Origin of the sequence: Rhodopseudomonas palustris (genome assembly GCF_003031265.1) — a bacterium.
Classification (GTDB): Bacteria; Pseudomonadota; Alphaproteobacteria; order Rhizobiales; family Xanthobacteraceae; genus Rhodopseudomonas; species Rhodopseudomonas palustris_H.
The window spans coordinates 600,712-617,631 of sequence record NZ_CP019966.1 but is presented as its reverse complement, the minus strand read 5'-3'; the positions used below and the strand labels follow the sequence as shown (position 1 = coordinate 617,631).

At 66.5% G+C, this 16,920-nt stretch carries 19 protein-coding genes; 9 read left to right on the top strand and 10 right to left on the bottom strand.

Translation table 11 applies throughout. The features are described from left to right. The first annotated feature begins 64 nt into the window (after nucleotides 1-64). Complete coding sequence (locus RPPS3_RS02910; RefSeq protein WP_107342765.1) at nucleotides 65-982, top strand: pirin family protein; 918 nt, start codon at nucleotides 65-67, stop codon at nucleotides 980-982. 70 nt (nucleotides 983-1,052) lie between these two features. After that, nucleotides 1,053-1,970 (top strand): phosphoribosylaminoimidazolesuccinocarboxamide synthase, encoded by a 918-nt coding sequence (locus RPPS3_RS02905; RefSeq protein WP_107342764.1) that lies wholly within the window; start codon nucleotides 1,053-1,055, stop codon nucleotides 1,968-1,970. Nucleotides 1,971-2,033: 63 nt separating this feature from the next. Here the strand turns inward: RPPS3_RS02905 and cysK are convergent, their stop codons facing one another. Then, complete coding sequence (gene cysK / locus RPPS3_RS02900; protein ID WP_107342763.1) at nucleotides 2,034-3,032, bottom strand: cysteine synthase A; 999 nt, start codon at nucleotides 3,030-3,032, stop codon at nucleotides 2,034-2,036. A gap of 281 nt (nucleotides 3,033-3,313) precedes the next feature. Here cysK and RPPS3_RS02895 point away from each other — a divergent pair, with 281 nt between their 5' ends. Both RPPS3_RS02895 and RPPS3_RS02890 read left to right on the top strand, forming a co-directional pair. After that, nucleotides 3,314-3,871 (top strand): HNH endonuclease, encoded by a 558-nt coding sequence (locus RPPS3_RS02895; RefSeq protein WP_107342762.1) that lies wholly within the window; start codon nucleotides 3,314-3,316, stop codon nucleotides 3,869-3,871. A gap of 115 nt (nucleotides 3,872-3,986) precedes the next feature. Next, nucleotides 3,987-4,607, top strand: coding sequence for a class I SAM-dependent methyltransferase (locus RPPS3_RS02890; RefSeq protein WP_107342761.1), 621 nt, complete (start codon nucleotides 3,987-3,989; stop codon nucleotides 4,605-4,607). Nucleotides 4,608-4,761: 154 nt separating this feature from the next. Here RPPS3_RS02890 and RPPS3_RS02885 read toward each other — a convergent pair whose 3' ends face one another. The 3 genes from RPPS3_RS02885 to RPPS3_RS02875 are packed head-to-tail and all read right to left on the bottom strand — an operon-like array spanning nucleotide 4,762 to nucleotide 7,456. Beyond that, nucleotides 4,762-5,274, bottom strand: coding sequence for an ureidoglycolate lyase (locus RPPS3_RS02885; RefSeq protein ID WP_107342760.1), 513 nt, complete (start codon nucleotides 5,272-5,274; stop codon nucleotides 4,762-4,764). Further along, nucleotides 5,271-6,110, bottom strand: a complete 840-nt coding sequence (locus RPPS3_RS02880; RefSeq protein WP_107342759.1) for a bifunctional allantoicase/(S)-ureidoglycine aminohydrolase — start codon at nucleotides 6,108-6,110, stop codon at nucleotides 5,271-5,273. Before RPPS3_RS02880 ends, RPPS3_RS02885 begins: the two co-directional genes overlap by 4 nt. Before the next feature lie 38 nt (nucleotides 6,111-6,148). After that, nucleotides 6,149-7,456, bottom strand: coding sequence for a dicarboxylate/amino acid:cation symporter (locus tag RPPS3_RS02875; protein WP_107342758.1), 1,308 nt, complete (start codon nucleotides 7,454-7,456; stop codon nucleotides 6,149-6,151). Nucleotides 7,457-7,561: 105 nt separating this feature from the next. Here RPPS3_RS02875 and RPPS3_RS02870 point away from each other — a divergent pair, with 105 nt between their 5' ends. The 3 genes from RPPS3_RS02870 to RPPS3_RS02860 all read left to right on the top strand — a co-directional run bounded on the left by RPPS3_RS02870 (nucleotide 7,562) and on the right by RPPS3_RS02860 (nucleotide 10,322). Further along, the gene (locus tag RPPS3_RS02870; RefSeq protein WP_107342757.1) at nucleotides 7,562-8,443 is read left to right on the top strand and encodes a LysR family transcriptional regulator; all 882 of its coding nucleotides are present in this window, start codon (nucleotides 7,562-7,564) and stop codon (nucleotides 8,441-8,443) included. Between the two features lie 632 nt (nucleotides 8,444-9,075). Then, nucleotides 9,076-9,663: a sigma-70 family RNA polymerase sigma factor gene (locus RPPS3_RS02865; protein ID WP_107342756.1), complete on the top strand. Its 588-nt coding sequence runs from the start codon at nucleotides 9,076-9,078 to the stop codon at nucleotides 9,661-9,663. After that, nucleotides 9,660-10,322: a ChrR family anti-sigma-E factor gene (locus RPPS3_RS02860; protein ID WP_107342755.1), complete on the top strand. Its 663-nt coding sequence runs from the start codon at nucleotides 9,660-9,662 to the stop codon at nucleotides 10,320-10,322. The genes RPPS3_RS02865 and RPPS3_RS02860 overlap by 4 nt, the downstream gene beginning before the upstream one ends. Here RPPS3_RS02860 and RPPS3_RS02855 read toward each other — a convergent pair. After that, nucleotides 10,319-11,464 carry an AI-2E family transporter gene (locus RPPS3_RS02855; protein WP_107342754.1) on the bottom strand — a complete coding sequence of 382 codons (1,146 nt, stop codon included), beginning with the start codon at nucleotides 11,462-11,464 and terminating at the stop codon, nucleotides 10,319-10,321. The genes RPPS3_RS02860 and RPPS3_RS02855 overlap by 4 nt on opposite strands. A 181-nt stretch (nucleotides 11,465-11,645) precedes the next feature. Between RPPS3_RS02855 and RPPS3_RS02850 the strand changes: the two genes are divergently transcribed. Then, a complete protein-coding gene (locus RPPS3_RS02850) occupies nucleotides 11,646-12,722 on the top strand; it encodes a phospholipase (RefSeq protein WP_107342753.1) in 1,077 nt (358 codons plus the stop codon). A gap of 3 nt (nucleotides 12,723-12,725) precedes the next feature. Here the strand turns inward: RPPS3_RS02850 and RPPS3_RS02845 are convergent, their stop codons facing one another. The 4 genes from RPPS3_RS02845 to RPPS3_RS02830 form a co-directional block, all read right to left on the bottom strand. Beyond that, complete coding sequence (locus RPPS3_RS02845; protein WP_107346399.1) at nucleotides 12,726-13,190, bottom strand: hypothetical protein; 465 nt, start codon at nucleotides 13,188-13,190, stop codon at nucleotides 12,726-12,728. A gap of 93 nt (nucleotides 13,191-13,283) precedes the next feature. Continuing rightward, complete coding sequence (locus RPPS3_RS02840) at nucleotides 13,284-14,006, bottom strand: LrgB family protein (protein WP_107346398.1); 723 nt, start codon at nucleotides 14,004-14,006, stop codon at nucleotides 13,284-13,286. Beyond that, on the bottom strand, nucleotides 14,003-14,386 hold the full coding sequence (locus tag RPPS3_RS02835; RefSeq protein WP_107342752.1) for a CidA/LrgA family protein: 384 nt from the start codon (nucleotides 14,384-14,386) through the stop codon (nucleotides 14,003-14,005). Before RPPS3_RS02835 ends, RPPS3_RS02840 begins: the two co-directional genes overlap by 4 nt. Before the next feature lie 152 nt (nucleotides 14,387-14,538). Then, nucleotides 14,539-15,081, bottom strand: coding sequence for a hypothetical protein (locus RPPS3_RS02830; RefSeq protein ID WP_107342751.1), 543 nt, complete (start codon nucleotides 15,079-15,081; stop codon nucleotides 14,539-14,541). A 194-nt stretch (nucleotides 15,082-15,275) separates the two neighbouring features. Here RPPS3_RS02830 and RPPS3_RS02825 point away from each other — a divergent pair, with 194 nt between their 5' ends. Next, complete coding sequence (locus RPPS3_RS02825) at nucleotides 15,276-16,328, top strand: AbrB family transcriptional regulator (RefSeq protein WP_107342750.1); 1,053 nt, start codon at nucleotides 15,276-15,278, stop codon at nucleotides 16,326-16,328. Nucleotides 16,329-16,330: 2 nt separating this feature from the next. On the opposite strand, the gene RPPS3_RS02820 is transcribed toward RPPS3_RS02825, so the two are convergent. Next, the gene (locus RPPS3_RS02820; protein WP_107342749.1) at nucleotides 16,331-16,879 is read right to left on the bottom strand and encodes a disulfide bond formation protein B; all 549 of its coding nucleotides are present in this window, start codon (nucleotides 16,877-16,879) and stop codon (nucleotides 16,331-16,333) included. Nucleotides 16,880-16,920: the final 41 nt, after the last annotated feature.

The following is a 16,920-nucleotide window of genomic DNA, read 5'->3' as shown; positions in this document are numbered from 1 at the left end:
TCCACTCGGTTCCTGGATTGCTTCGCTTCGCTCGCAATGACGAAGACAACTTGGGAGTGATCCGATGAGCTGGATGCCCACCAACGATCCGGTGCTCGGCGATCCGACCACCTGCGATGCGCTGGAATTGATCATCGTGCCGCGCACCCGAGATCTCGGCGACGGCTTCGCGGTGCGCCGCGCGCTGCCGCACGGCAAGCGCCAGATGGTCGGCCCGTTCATCTTCTTCGATCATTTCGGGCCGGTGCAGTTCATCGCCGGCAAGGGCATGGACGTCCGGCCGCATCCGCATATCGGGCTCGCCACCGTCACCTATCTGTTCGACGGCAAGATCATGCACCGCGACAGCGAGGGCAACATCCAGGAGATCGCGCCCGGCGCGATGAACCTGATGACCGCCGGCCGCGGCATCGCGCATTCCGAGCGGACGCCCGACGTGGAACGGCGCGACGGCCAGTCGATGCTCGGCCTGCAGAGCTGGATCGCGCTGCCGCAGGCTGCCGAAGAGATCGCACCGAGCTTCCAGCATTTCGCCGCAGCGACGCTGCCGATGGTGCAGGACACCGGCTTCACCGCCCGGGTGATCGCCGGCTCGGCGTTCGGCAAGGCCTCGCCGGTGACGATGGTGTCGCCGTGGTTCTATGTCGAGGTCAACGCCAAGGCCGGCACCGCGGTGCCGCTCGACCCCGACCACGAGGAGCGGGCGATCTATGTGGTCGACGGCGAGGTCGAGATCGCCGGCGAGCGCCACGTCGGCCCGACACTGCTGATTTTCTGCCCTGGCGACCGCATCACTGTCCGGGCAAAGACGGACACGCGGATGATGTTCCTCGGCGGCGATGCGCTGGAGGGGCCGCGCCACATCTGGTGGAATTTCGTCTCGTCCAGCAAAGAGCGCATCGAACAAGCCAAACAGGACTGGAAAACCGGCCGTTTCGCCGCAGTCCCGAACGAGAGCGAGTTCATTCCGCTGCCGGAATGATAGACTGCGGGCCCGAAACGATCCCCGCCGCCGGTTGCTCCGGTGGCCGTCTCTGCCTGGAACACCGCCCATGACCACGATGCTCTCGAGCGACCTGCCGCTGACCAAGATCGGCCGCGGCAAGGTGCGCGACATCTATGCCGTCGACGACGACCGGCTGCTGCTCGTCACCACCGACCGGATCAGCGCCTTCGACGTCGTGATGGGCGAGACCATTCCGATGAAGGGCGCGGTCTTGACCCAGGTGAGCGCGTTCTGGTTCGGCCAGCTCGGCGGCGTGGTGCCGCATCACATGATCAGCGCCGATATCGACGAGATCATCGCCGCGGTCCCGGCGCTGCAGGGCCATCGCGCGGCGCTGGCCGGCCGCACCATGCTGTGCCGGCGCACCACCGTGTTCCCGATCGAATGCGTGATCCGCGGCTACATCACCGGCTCGGCCTGGAAGGAGTACGCCGCCTCCGGCACGCTGGCGGGCGAGAAACTGGCCGAAGGGCTGAAGGAGAGCGAGCGGCTGGAGCCGCCGATCTTCTCGCCGGCCACCAAGGCCGAGACCGGTCACGACGAGAACATCACCATCGCGCGGATGCGCGAGATCATCGGCGACGAGGCCGCCTACACGCTCGAGAGCATGACGCGCGCGATCTACACCCAGGGCGAACAGGTCGCCCGCGAGCAGGGCATCATCATCGCCGATACCAAGTTCGAGTTCGGCCGTGACAAGGACGGCCGCATCATCCTGATCGACGAGGTGATGACGCCGGATAGTTCGCGGTTCTGGGCGGCCGATACCTACGCGCCGGGCCGGTCGCAGCCGTCGTTCGATAAGCAGCCGCTGCGCGATTATCTCGATGCCGAACGCCGCGCCGGCCGCTGGAACGGCGAAGCGCCGCCACCGAAGCTGCCCGCCGAGATCGTCGAGGCGACCTCGAAGCGCTATCTCGACGCCTACCGCCGGCTCACCGGCGCCGATCTGGTGGTGACTTAAGTCAGCGCTGCGCCGGATCGCGGGCACACCCGCCATCCGGCATCAGCATCTACACTCTTTCGATCACACGCCTTCGAACAGCACCGTCGACAAATAGCGTTCCGAGAACGACGGAACGATCGCCACGATGGTCTTGCCGGCGTTTTCCGGCCGCTTGCCGAGCTCAATCGCGGCGGCGATCGCCGCGCCCGACGAAATGCCGCCCGGGATACCCTCGTGGCGCGCCAGCGCGCGCGAGGTTTCGATCGCGGTGGCGCTTGGGATCTTGACCACCTCGTCGATCACCGAGCGATCGAGGATGTCCGGCACGAAGCCGGCGCCGATGCCCTGGATCTTGTGCGGGCCGGGCGCGCCGCCCGACAGCACCGGGCTTTCTTCCGGCTCGACCGCCACCACCTTCAGCGACGCCTTGCGCGGCTTCAGCACCTGGCCGACGCCCGAGACGGTGCCGCCGGTGCCGACGCCGGCCACGAAGATATCGACCGCGCCGTCGGTGTCGTTCCAGATCTCTTCCGCGGTGGTGCGGCGATGCACCGCCGGGTTGGCGAGGTTCTTGAACTGCTGCGGCATCACCGCGTTCGGGGTCGCCGCCACCAGTTCTTCGGCCTTGGCGACCGCCCCCTTCATGCCCTTGGCGGCTTCGGTCAGCACCAGTTCGGCGCCGAGGAACGCCAGCATCTTGCGGCGCTCGATCGACATCGATTCCGGCATCACCAACTTCAGCCGGTAGCCCTTGGCGGCCGCCACAAACGCCAACGCAATACCGGTGTTACCGGAGGTCGGCTCGATCAGCACGGTGTCGGGCTTGATGATACCTTCCTGCTCCAGCGCCGCGATCATCGCCGCACCGATACGATCCTTCACGCTGCTCGCCGGATTGAAGTACTCGAGCTTGGCATAGATGGTCGCGTTGACGCCGTGCTGCTGCGGCAGCCGGTTCAGACGTACCAGCGGCGTATCGCCGTAAGCATCGGCGATCGACTCGTACACCCGGCCGCGGCCGGGACGGTGGGCGGGTGCTTCTGCGACGGCTTTGATCGATGCGGTTGCTGCGCTGGACATGACGCCTCCTCACTTAGGTTGGCGGATTTACGGGAACTGTCACTGGGCAATCTGCTAGGCCGCCGCGGCCCCGTCAACGCGGCGGGTAAAAATGGAACAAACACCTCTAAAGCGACGGGTTTCTGGAATACGTCTGCTGCTTATGCGCTCCAGCTTGGGCTGAAATCCCGCCCTGCGGGAGAGACATTTCTGCATCGCCCTTCACAAGCCCGTCACGCTGACTGTAGTATGCCTTCGCATGCTGCTTCGCAGCGTCGATCGACGGGGGTCAGGAGCGTTTCTTGAACGCGCATGTCTCACATGGCGGTTGGCCGGTGCTGGTGCTCAACGCGGACTTCCGGCCGCTCAGCTACTATCCGTTGTCGCTTTGGTCGTGGCAGGACGCGGTCAAAGCGGTGTTCCTTGATCGCGTCAATATTGTCGCCCATTACGACCGCGCGGTGCATAGTCCGAACCACGAGTTTCGGCTTCCCAGCGTCGTCTCTCTGAAATCCTTCGTCAAACCGACCACGCATCCGGCCTTCACCCGGTTCAACGTGTTCCTGCGCGATCGGTTCGTCTGCCAGTATTGCGGCGCCCCCGAAGATCTCACCTTCGATCACATCATCCCGCGCTCCAAGGGCGGCCAGACCACCTGGGAAAACGTCGTCGCCGCCTGCTCGCCGTGCAACTTGCGCAAGGGCAATCTGACGCCCGAACAGGCCAAGATGTTTCCGCGCCAGACCGCATTCGCCCCGACGGTGCATCAGCTCCATCGCAACGGCCGACTGTTCCCGCCGAACTATCTGCACGAGAGCTGGCTCGATTACTTGTACTGGGACACCGAGCTGGATCCGTAGCCCTCGGCCGGACGTCATCTCGTCGCCCCCCGTCATCACACCTGCCCTGCCCGCTTTACACCGCCTCCCGCAGGCTGCACTGCTGCGTTCGAATGCGCGTGCGAACGGATCGGTGATGTCGGGTTTTCTTGTTCTGCTGGTGCTGCTGGCCCTCTGGGTGGGCTGGCGGATGGCGTCCAGGCGGACGGTGCTGCCTTGCCCGTCGGAGATCGCCTGGCTGGTGGAGATGGAGAACCCGCTGGCGCGCGCCACGCGCTCCGAACAGGTCGTGGCTCAATTACAGCTGCGGTCGGGCGACCATGCGATCGACATCGGCTGCGGCCCCGGACGGGTGACGCTTCCGCTGGCGCGCGCTGTCGGACCAGGCGGCCAAGTGACCGCGCTCGACATTCAGGACGGCATGCTGGCGAAGGTGGCCGCCAAGGCTGAGGCCGAAGCGCTGACCAACATCCGCCCGCTCCGCGCCGACGTGCGGCAAGCAGCCGTCGCGGCGGGCTCGCTCGATGCCGCCGTGATGGTGATGGCACTCGGCGAATTTCCGCGCGGCCCCGAAATCTTTCCGTCGGTGCATCGCATGCTGCGCCCCGGCGGCCGACTACTGGTCGCCGAGAGCGTGTTCGATCCGCACTACGTCTCCCGCCGCCGCGTGCGCGAGCGGGTTTCGGCTGCGGGATTTCGGGAGCTGCGCTGCACCGGCAACGCGTTCGGCTACAGCATCACGTTTGAGCGGCCGTAGAGCAGTTCCGCGTCAGATCGAAGCGCCGTCTCGAACCATGCGGTTCTGCAAGCTAACGACCGCTCAGAAGCGCAGTCCTGATTCTGTCGAAGCCAGACATACGCTAGCCGCCAGCGACGTGACGTCCGGCGCGGCTCGTTGCAGAGCCGCAGCGTCAATGGCAGGTCGGCAGGTGCACGATCCACGGTTCGTCGAACACGTGCTCTTCCAGATTCACGCCCGGCCCGCTGCGGTCGATCACCACGAAATCCTGCGCGGCGCCGAACGGCGTCAGCACGCTGTGCCAGATGTTGCGGGCGTAGCAGATGCCCTGATGCGGGGCGGTGACGAAGGCCTGCGGCGCGCCGGGCTTGCCGGCTTCATCCGGGCAGACCACCACCAGAAACGGCGCGGTGTTCAGCGGCACGAACGCCTGGGCGCCGAGCGGATGGCGCTCGACCAGGTTGAGCCAGAGCGGCATCGCGTAAGGCTGCGCCTCGACCAAGCCGACCACCACGCGCGCGCCGTCGCCGATCACCTCGATCTCGGCGAGGTCGTGGAAGCGCCTTGCCATGCCGGCATTCATCGGACGCGAAGAGGCCTGCGCCGTATCGATCACCTGCCCGAACGGCGCGAACGCCGCCGCCGTCAGCGGCTGCGCCACGATTTTTCGCGCGGTCGCAGTCATCGTCCGAGCCCGCGGCGGCCGAGCGCCGGGTGACGGTTGACGTCCTTGTACAGCAGATAGCGGAAGCGGCCGGGACCGCCGGCGTAGCAGGCCTGCGGGCAGAACGCGCGCAGCCACATGAAGTCGCCGGCCTCGACTTCGACCCAGTCGCGGTTGAGCCGATACACCGCCTTGCCTTCGAGCACGAACAGCCCGTGCTCCATCACATGGGTTTCCTCGAACGGAATCGAGGCGCCGGCCTGCAACGTGACGATGTTGACGTGCATGTCGTGGCGCAGATCCTCCGGGGAAACGAACCGCGTCGTCGCCCAGGTGCCGCCGGTGCCGGTCATGCCGGCGGGCTCGATCTCGGGCTCATGGGTGACGAAGGCATCCGGCGCAGCAAGACCATGGACAGGTTCGTAGGCCTTGCGAATCCAGTGGAAGCGCGCCGGCTCGGAGCCAGCGTTATGCAACCGCCAGCCGCAGCCGGGCGGCAGATAGGCGTAGCTGCCGGGGCGCAGCGCGTGGCACTTGCCGCCGAGCTCGAGGCTCGGCGCGCCGCCGACCACGAAGACGACGCCTTCGCCCTGCGGATCCGGCTCCGGATGGTCGCTGCCGCCGCCGGGCGCGACCTCCACCAGATATTGCGCGAAGGTCTCGGCGAAACCGGACAGCGGCCGCGCCAGAATCCAGACGCGGGTATTGGTCCAGCCGGGCAGCAGGCTGGTGACGATATCGCTCATCACGCCGTGCGGGATCACCGCATAGGCCTCGGTGAACACCGCGCGGCCGGTGTGCAGCGTGCTCTGCGGCGGCAGCCCGCCGCAAGCCGGGTTGTAGATCGGGGCGTTCATCGCGGTCTCCCTGCGTTTCTTGGTATCAGGCTGGGCGGTCAGGCAGAGGCTTCGGCGATCGGCGCGTCGAGGATTGCGGCGGTGTCGGTGGTGACCTCGCCGTTCAGCACGCGTTTTGCCTGGGCGCGGTCGATATCGCCCTCCCATGCGGCGATCACCACGGTCGCTACGCAGTTGCCGACCAGATTGCCGAGTGCCCGGGCAATGCCGACGAACCAGTCGACCGACAGCACCAGCACGAGCCCGATCAGCGGAATATCCGGCACCGCCGACAGCGTCGCGGCCAGCACCACGATCGCCGAGCCGGGAACGCCGTGGGCGCCCTTGGAGGTCAGCAGCGCGATGCCGAGGATCACCAATAGATGGCCGAACGACAGCGGCGTATTGGTGGCCTGGGCGATGAACACCGTCGCCAGCGTCAGATACAGCGAGAACGCATCGAGGTTGAACGAGTAGCCGGTCGGAATCACCAGACCGACCGTGGAGTCCTTGATGCCGAGCCGCTCCAGCTTGCGCATCACCTGCGGCAGCACGCTGTCGGATGAGGCGGTGCCGGCCACCACCGTCAGTTCTTCGCGCAAGTAAGCCAGCAGCTTGAACAGGCTGAAGCCCGCCAGCCGCATGATGCTGCCGAGGATCACGAACACGAACAGCGCGACGCCGGCATAGAACAGGCCGACCAACAGGCCGAGCTGCTTGAGCGAGCCGATTCCGTATTTGGCGACCGTGAACGACACCGCGCCGAGCACGCCGAGCGGCGCCAGCTTGACGATGATGCCGATGATCTTGAACAGCACCTCCGTGATGCGCTCGATGCTGTCGGCCAAGGGCTTGCCCCGCTCGCCGAGCAGCGACAGCCCGGCGCCGAACAGGATCGCGATGATCAGCACCTGCAGCACGTCGCCCTTGGCAAACGCGTCGATGAAGGTGGTGGGCACCAGCCGCATGATGAAGTCGGTGAAGCCGGTGACTTCCTTGACGTGACTGCTGTAGCCGGCGAGTGCCGAGCCATCGAGCGTCGCGGTGTTGACGTTCATGCCGGCGCCCGGCTGGAACACGTAGGCCAGCACGATACCGAGCGCGAGCGCGACGGTCGTCACGGCTTCGAAGTAGATCAGCGATTTCAGCCCGACCCGCCCGACCTTTTTCAGGTCGCCGGCGCCGACGATGCCGTTGACCACCACGCCGAACACCAGCGGGGCGATCGCGAACTTGATCAGTTTGATGAACAGGTCGCCGAGCGGCTTCAGCGCGACCCCGACCTCAGGCCACAACGCACCGAGGGCCACACCAAGCACGAGGGCGGCGACCACCTGCCCAAACAGCGACCTGAAAAACCGCGTCATCGGAATGTTCCCGGGATTTGGAGCCTGCGAAACAATCACTGCTGAGTTTCTAGACGTCAAATATTTCATGTGTCTCGATTGATACGTTTGACATATGATTGAGGGATGGAAATCCGCCATCTCCGCTATTTCGCCGCCGTGGCGCGGCACCTGAATTTCACCGCGGCTGCCGACAGCCTCGGCGTGGCGCAGCCGCCACTCAGCCAGCAGATCAGGGATTTGGAGGCCGAGATCGGCACCCCGCTGTTCGAACGGACCACACGCCGCGTCGCGCTGACCCGGGCCGGCGAGGATTTTCTGAAGCAGGCGCTCGCGATTCTGGAGCGGGCCGAAACCGCCGTGCAGCGCGCCCGCTCGATCGGCGCCGGCACCGCCGGCATTCTCAATGTCGGGCTGACCGGATCAGTGCTCACCGGCCCGCTCGGGCGAGCGATCCAGCAGTTTGCGCTCAACTACCCGAACGTCGATCTCCGCATCCACGAGATGTCGCCCGACCGGCAGGTCGCAGCACTGAAATCCGGCCAGACCGATGTGAGCTTCCTGCGCTGTCCGCCGCAGGATGCCGAGATCACCAGCGAACTGGCGTGGCGGGAATCGGTCCGGCTGGTGCTGCCGAAAGGCCACGCGCTATCGGCCAGGAAGGTGACGCTGGCGGATCTCCGGGACGAGAGCTTCGTGTTTCTGCGGCTGGAGGATTCGCTATTTGCCAAGTATCTGTGGCAGTGCTGCTTCGAGGCAGGCTATGCGCCGCGCGTCACTCATCAGGCGATCGAGTCGGCATCGCTGACGAGCCTGGTCGCTGCGGGTCTCGGCATCGCCATCATCCCGGAATTCGTCAGCAAGCTGGCGCATCAGGACGTGGTGTATCGGCCGATCGCCGGACCGCCGATTTCAGCCGATGTCTACGCGCTAACGACCGGCGCCAACAATCCGCTGGCGAGTCAGTTCATCGCGCTGGTGCAGACGCTGTCCGGCAAGGCGAGCTGACGATCGAATAACGTTCGGCGTAGCAGCCGAACCACACAAAAAGACCCACCTCAGAGTCGAGGGCCCGCCGGCATCGCCGGCAGGCCCCGCGACCATGGCTGGGCTCGCGTTCGATCGGTCACGTTGCTGTCGCCGAAGATCAGCCGAGCATCGCGTACGGCACCAGCGGAGCGAGCGTCATCAGGAGCGCGCCGCCGATCACAGCAGCTTCCATGCCGTTCAGTTTCCGAAGCATCGACATCATCAAACCTCCCGTTGGCTGTTAGCACGCTGTTTACGAAGCGGCGGCGCCGTCGGATCACCGCTTCGCCATCACAGCCGCGTGAGCCGGGCCCGGCCTGATGCGCTCGGTTGCCGCATGCGATTTTTTGTCGGGATGCGGTGATCCAAACGATCGGCTGGTTCGTATCAGAACAAATGCAATCAATCCGATCGCGCGCTCGCTGCTCATGATTCTCCGCACACCAGATTCGGTCCTCACGCGCGACTACCTGATTACTACTCGCGAGCATGTGAGCGCGACACATGGCGCGCTCCGCATCGCCGCGTCCCGCGTTAGGCTGCAGGGTTCAGAGCGTGCGCTTCAAGGCGATCTTGCGGATCGGTGCGCGCCCGGCAACGGAGCGGTCGTCATGGATCAATTGCGCGACGGTCCACGCCCGCCTTCGGCGGAGATGGCGGACTGCATCGTCCGGATCGCGGCCGCACAGGATCGAGCCGCGTTCGAGATGCTGTTTCGCCATTTCGCACCGCGCCTAAAATCATACTTCGCCCGGCGTGGCGGCGATCCGGCCCTGGCCGAAGAGATCACCCAGGAGACGATGGTGTCGGTCTGGCGCAGCGCCGCGCAGTTCGACCCGGCCAGAGCCTCGGCTTCGACCTGGATCTTCACCATCGCGCGCAATCTCAGCATCGACCGGCTGCGCCAGGCGAAGCGGCCGAACTTCGATCCCAACGATCCGGCATTCGTGCCCGACGAGGAGGAGCCGCCCGACCGCCGGCTGGAGCGCACCGAAACTGAGCAGCGGGTGCGCGACGTGATGGAGACGCTGTCGTTCAACGAGAAGAGTGTTTTGATGCTGTCGTTCTACGAAAACCAATCGCACAGCGAGATCGCCGAGCAGCTCGGCCTGCCGGTCGGCACCGTGAAGTCGCGAATCCGGCTCGCCTTCGGCAAGCTGCGGGCGGCACTCGATGCGCCCGTCGGAGAGCCGCGATGACGGTGCGGCACCACATCGGCGACGATCTGCTGCTGAGCTACGCCGCCGGCGCGCTGGACGAAGCTTCTAGCCTGTTGGTCGCCACCCATCTGGCGCTGTGCCCGCATTGCCGTGCGCGGGCCGCCGCCGCCGATGCGCTCGGCGGCGAAATGCTCGACGCGCTGCCCGCCGCGGACGTGACGCCGGACTTGTGGCAGAGCGTGCTGGCGCGGACCCAAGCCGAGCCAGAGATTCCCTCCGCCATCCCTGCCACGGCGCTGCGGCCGCGCTCCGACATCGTGATTCCCGAGCCGCTGCGCAGCTATCTCGGTACTGACCTTGCCGGCTTGCGCTGGACCCGGCTGGCACCGCGCGTGCAACAGATCACCATCGACATCCCAGGCTGCCGGCCGCGCGCCCGGATGCTGCGGTTCGAGGCCGGCACGCGGGTGTTCGAACACGGCCATTCCGGGCGCGAACTGACGCTGGTGCTGCACGGATCGCTGTGTGACGGCGACACCGTGATGCGGCGCGGCGACGTCGCCGAGACCGACGAGCGCACCGAACACCAGCCGCAGGCCGGCCCGGGCGAGGACTGCATCTGCCTCGCCGTCACCGACGCGCCGCTGCGGTTCAAGAACCGGTTCGCCCGGCTGCTGCAACCCTGGTTCGGGATTTAAGCGACCGGCGTCGTGCCACGATCGCTACGGATCGGGGCGACTGCGACCGGCTCGGCCTCGACCGGGCTGGCATTGGCACCGATCGGCGGCGTATCGCCGGCATCCTGGCGCGCGGACGAATAGATGTCCCAGGTGGCGATGAACATCGCGGCGATCACCGGGCCGATCACGAAGCCGTTCAGGCCGAACACTTCGAGACCGCCGAGGGTGGAGATCAGCACCACGTAGTCCGGCATCCGCGTATCTTTGCCGACCAGGATCGGGCGGAGGAAGTTGTCGACCATGCCGATCACCAGCGAGCCCCAGACGACCAACCCGACGCCATGCCAAACCGAGCCGGTGGCGATCAGATACAGCGCCATCGGCAGCCAGACGATTCCGGCTCCGACCGCCGGCAGAAGCGACAGGAACGCCATCACCACCGCCCACATCAGCGCGCCGCTGATGCCGAGCACATAGAAGGCGAGCCCGCCGAGCGCGCCCTGAATCAGCGCGATCAGCATGTTGCCCTTCACGGTGGCACGGATCACCACGGTGAACTTGTCGAGCAGCCGGCTCTGATGATCGACGCCGAGCGGCATCGCGCGGCGGATACGTCCGGCCAACAGATCGCCGTCACGCAGCAGGAAGAACAGCAGATACACCATCACGAACAGATTGACGGTGAAGTCGAAGGTGCTCTGGCCTATATCGAGCGCCTGCCCGGCCAGATACTGGCTGCCGCGCAATAGCGCAGCCGACAGCCGCTGCTGTATGTCCGCGAGATTGCCGACGCCGAACCGGCTGAGCAGATCGCCGAGCCAATCGGGCCGGGACGCCAATAGCTCCCGCATGGTTTTCAGCAGATCGAGGTTGCCGGACTCGATCTTGGTGTAGGTCGCAGCCGCCTCGCGCGCCAGGGCGGCGCCGAGCAGCGACATCGGCAACAGCACCATCAGCACGATGATCGCTACCGAGGTGAAGGCCGCGAGATTGCGCCGGAAGCCGAAGGCGCGGTTGAGCTGGCGGTTCAGCGGCGCGAACAGGATCGCGATCACCATGCCCCACAGCACGGCGCTGTACAGCGGCCACAGAATCCAACCGAACAGTCCGGTGGCGACCACCAGCAGCAGAATGAAGAACTTGTTTTCGGATGCCGGCATCCAGGTCCCCTTGCCTCGCCGACGGCAACGTTCCGCTCGGACTTTGGCTCCTCGCCACCCTAAAGGGTTTTGCGCCGAATGGGACCCCGCCCGATCACCGCAGCATTCTTGTTTGCGGTTTGCAGCGCCCCCGATCCCTGACACTGTCGGGCCGTACAACACAAGATCGGAAAGGGATGGGATGAGCGAGGCCGTGATCGACGACATCGTGGCGCTGCTGCCGCCGCTGCTGCAGAGCCTCGAATCGCTCGGCTTCGTCGCGCGCTATCTGCATCCGCCGGAATTCGGCGACCTGCTCAAGCTCGCCGGCACGCCCGAACAGGCCCTGCAGGCCGAGTTGCCACGACTGGCGAATTGGCCCGAGACCTTCGCGCATCTGCGTGGGCCGCTCCAGACCGCCGGCGAGCAGGCGCTCGCGGCATTTGCCGGCCTGCGCGCGGTCGATGCCGGCCAGGGCGATCTCGGCGACGTCTTCCGGGCGCTCCGGCGTCTGCCTCAGGGACTGGAGGCGCTGTATCCGCTCGCGGCCACTCTGCCGCCGGTGTCGAGTTTCTTCCTCGATCCGGACAGCCAGCAGAAAGAAACATTGCTGGCGCGACTGACGCAGCCGAAGCATCCGGACAGCGGCGTGTTTCACCGGTTCAACGAGCCCGGCAGTCGTGGCGGCTATTCGCTCTACGTGCCGGAATATTACGACCCGGACCGGGAGTGGCCGCTGGTGATGGCGCTGCACGGCGGCAGCGGTCACGGCCGGCTGTTCCTGTGGAGCTGGCTGCGTGACGCCCGCGCCCGCGGCGCCATCGTGGTGGCGCCGACTGCGAGGGGGCGAACCTGGGCGCTGATGGGCGAGGATGTCGATTCGCCCAATCTGGCCCGCATCCTCGACGAGGTGCGGGGGCATTGGCGGGTCGATCCGTCGCGGCGGCTGCTGACCGGCCTCAGCGACGGCGGCACGTTCTGCTACGTCTCGGGCCTGACCAGCGACTCGCCGTTCACCCATCTGGCGCCGATCGCCGCGAGCTTTCATCCGCTGCTCGCCGGCGCGGCGGATTCCGCTCGGCTGCGCGGGCTGCCGATCCAGATCGTTCACGGCCGCCACGACTGGATGTTTCCGGTGGAGGTGGCTCGGCAGGCCCACGAGGCGCTGGTCTCGGCCGGCGCCGACGTCAGCTACCGCGAGATCGCCGACCTCAGTCACAGCTACCCGCGCGAGGCCAACGTCGCGCTGCTCGATTGGCTGAAGCTGCCGGCAGCGTAGCGCTCAGGCCGTACGCCGCACCAACAATGTGCGCCGGACCAGTTCCGAGGCCTGGCCGCGGTCGGCGAACAAAGCCAGCAGCAGCAGCGCCAAGCCGCCATGAAACAGCCCGGCGCCGAGCGCGGTCGGGGCGATCTGCCAGATCAGCAGCGGCGCCGCGACCATCAGGGCGGGCGCGAGCACGTAGGCTACGCTCAACACCGGCGAGGCGGGATAGCCGAGCCGCCACACCACCGCGCCAAGCGCGGCCAGCGCCAGCACGGCCTTCACGCCGGCCATGAAGCGCAGCAGCAGCACCAGTTCGGCATCGCTCTGGGCCCGCGCGGCGATCGTCGCATCGGGCGAAGCCAGGGTCGCGGCCGTCACCGCGATCAGCGCGGCCACAATCGCCACCACCGGGCGCGGCATCGACCACCGCAGCGGCGGGGCCGCGACGTAAGAGGCAGGCCCCACTGAAACATCGGACATCGGCGACATCCTCGGACGGATGATTTCGCGCAAAGCGTAACGCGGTGGTTGCCGCGGCGGCAAATCACACTGCAGCGACAGCGTGCGCCGAACTCAGTGCACCAGCAGCGTGACCAGGACCGGCACCAAGAGCGCGGTGATCAGCGCGTTCAGGCTCATCGCGATGCCGGCGAACACGCCGGCGATGGCGTCGACCTGGAAGGCCCGCGCGGTGCCGATGCCGTGCGAGGCGAGGCCGACCGCGAAGCCGCGCGCGCGATAATCCCGAATCCCGAGCCGGTTCATCAGCGGCGAGACGACGATCGCGCCGAGGATGCCGGTGAGGATCACCGCCACCGCGGTGAGCGACGGATCGGCATGCAGCGACTCGCTGATACCCATCGCGACGCCCGCCGTGACCGATTTCGGCGCCAGCGACAGCACCACGGTTTCCGGCAGCCCGGCGAGCTGCGCCAGCCAGACCACCGAGACGATCGCAGTGACGCAGCCGACGACCAGCGCCAGGGCCATCGGCAGGATCGCGGCCAGCACCAGCTTGCGGTTCTCGTACAGCGGCACCGCCAGCGCCACGGTGGCGGGGCCGAGCAGGAAATGCACGAACTGCGCGCCGCTGAAATAGGTGGTGTAGGAGGTGCCGGTCGCCCACAGGAACACGCCGATAATCCACATCGCGTGCAGAACCGGATTCACCAGCGGATTGCGCCCGGTCGCCTGCGACACCGCATCGGTCGCCGCATAGACCAGCAGCGTCACGGTCAGCCACAGCAGCGGCGTCTGCGACAGATACACCCACAGCGAGAACGGGTTGGCGTTCATCGGGGCACCCACATCGCCAGCAGCCGCGCCACCACCACGAATGTCACCACCGTGACCACCAGCGTGATCAGCACCGACCCGGCCAGGACCAGCATGATCGCAACACCATGGGTGGTGATCATATCGAGCTGCTGGATTACCCCCACGCCGGCAGGCACGAACAGCAGCGACAAATGCGCCAGCATGCCCTTGGAAGCCTCCTCGACGCCGCCATTGCCGAGCGGTCCGAGCGCGAGCGGCTTGACGTAATCGCGCAGCACCAACAGGCAGAACAGCAACATCAAGCCAAGCACCGGACTTGGCAACGGCAACCCCAACCCGCGGGCGATCACTTCGCCGACGAGCTGGCACAGCAGGATCAGGCCGACGCTGGCGATCATCAGGTTCCCTCACGCGGAAAATCGCCCGCACCGATGCGGGCTCCGTCGGAACCTGTCAATCGCAGCAGCAGGACGGCTGCTATGCGCCCGATACCGCCGGTACGACGCAGAAAGGCCGGGGCGCCCGCAGCCGTCCATGAAAGCGAGTGACGTCAGCCCTTCAGGCGCTTGTTGCACTCGCTCCAGTAGCCGCCGCCCTTTTGGATCCAGCGCAGACCGCCCGTGGCGTTCGCGGCCTTGTTCGCCTTCCACTGCTGGGCACAAGTATGCAGTCGCGCCAGCGTCGGTTTTTCCTGGGCGAACTTGGCGTCGATCGCGGTCGGATACACCGCCGGCCCTTGCGGCACAGCCGGCGCTGCGGCGCTCTTGGCTTTCGACTTGCCCTCGGGTTTGGATTCGGCCGGCTTGGCTTCGGATTTAGCCTCCGGCTTCGCGTCGGGCTTGGTATCTGCGGGCTTGGCATCTGCCGGCTTGGCTTCCGCGGCCTTGCTGTCGGCGCTCGCCGCTGCCCCGCAATGCTCCTTGCGGAAGTCGTTCCAGCCCTGCCCGTTCAGCGTGCCGTCAGTCTTGGCGGCCTGATACTTGGCACTGCACTCCTGCGCGGTCAGCGCCTGCGCGGGGGTTGCGGCCGACCATATCAGCAGCGCCGCTGCAGTCATTAGCGCCGCACGGGTCTCGTACCTCAGAACTCTCATGTCCCATCTCCCTGGTGTGCCACCCGTCGATATTCTATCTCGCGGGATGCAACTGACAATTGCGATCCGATTACCAGCGTGGAGAGACAGCGAGCACCCGCATCGCCGGCATGGCCGCGCGCGCGAGGCGCAATTGCCGAAGGTATAATGATTTGCAATAAGGTCGCGTGCCTCAAAATCCTGCGCTGACCGCCATGACGTTGCGGTCCAAGACTCTCCAGGTGGTCGAAACGATCGCCATCGGCTCAGCCGGCGGCGCATTGTTCTATTGGGCGCAGCTCCCCGGGGGACTGATCACGGGCGCGATGATCGCGGTCGGCGCCGCCGGTCTTGCCGGACGGAAAATGGGGCTTCCGCCGCCACTGTCGCACATCGTGCTGATGGCGCTCGGCGTCTCGCTGGGCTCGGTGGTGTCGCCCACCATGGTGCACAATCTGGCGTCCTATCCGGTGACGATCGGGCTGCTCGCGGTGGCGACGTTCTGCGCCACCTTCGGCAGCAGCATCTATCTGCAGCGCATCCATGGCTGGGACCGGACGTCGGCATTGCTGGCTGGCAGTCCCGGCGCGCTGTCGCAGATCATCATGCTGGCCACCGAACGCAAAGCGGACGTGCCCGGCATCGCCGTCGTTCAAGTCATGCGCGTGATCATCCTGACCAGCGCGGTGCCGATGCTGCTGGCGCTGATCGGCATGGCGGGTCACGGACCATTGCCGTCGCGCGGGCCGGAGGCGACACCGCTCGTCCTGGCGGTCCTGATTGCGGTCGCGGTCGGCGTCGCGCTGCTGCTGCGGCTGGTGAACTTCCCCGCAAGCTGGATGTTCGGCGCAATGCTCGGCTCATCGGTGCTGCACGGCGGCGGTTGGGTGGAAGGCACGCTGCCGCAATGGGCCTATCTGGCCGCACTGGTCGGGATCGGCACCCTGATCGGCGCTCGGTTCGGCGCCATCAAGCCGCGCACGATCCTCAGCTATATCGGGGCAGCGCTCGGTTCATTCGCCGTCGCGATCGCGATCTCGGCGGTGTTCGTCGTCGCCATCATGCTGACCACCCCGGTCAAGCTGAACGACCTGGTGGTGGCGTTCTCACCCGGTGCGATGGACGCCATGATGGCGCTGGCGCTGACGTTGCACATCGATCCGGTGTTCGTCGGCGCGCACCATCTGTCGCGCTTCATCTACGTCTCGATCGTGACGCCGGGGATCGTGCATTGGTTCGGGCACAGCCCGGACGACGTCGACGACTGACCTCAGCGCCGCTTGAGCCGGACCAAGCCCCATCCGCACAGCGCGGCGAGCGCCAGCGAGGCCAGCACGTTGTAGCCGGCAAACGACAGGCCGAGGAACCGCCACTGCACCTCGTCGCAGCGCACAACTTTGACCGTGTCGAGCTGGGCCAGCAGTCCACCCGCCTTGCTGAGGTCCAGGATCGGTCCTGAGCAGTCCGACGGGCCGGCCCAGAACCGCCACTCGACCCCGGCGTGGTAGGCGGCAAGGCCGGCGTTGCCGAGCGCCATCAGGCCGAGCACGACCAGGCCCGCCGCCAGCAGCCCCACCGACGCGCGGCGCCAGGCCGCGAAGGCGATCAGCAGCCCGAGCGGGACGTCGAGATAATAGGCGTAACGCTGCTCCAGGCAGAGCTTGCAGGGCGCCAGTTCCAGCACGAGCTGGGAGAACCAAGCGAGCCCCAGCGCCGCCACGGCGACGACCGCGACGGTCAGCGCCACGCTCCCCGCGATCCGCTCCGGGCGGCCCGTCTTGGAAAGGGTGCCTCGATGGTCGATCAGGTCGGCGGTCAATGTCGATCTCCGGGATGCGGCAGGGGTCGTATCTCGGGGCC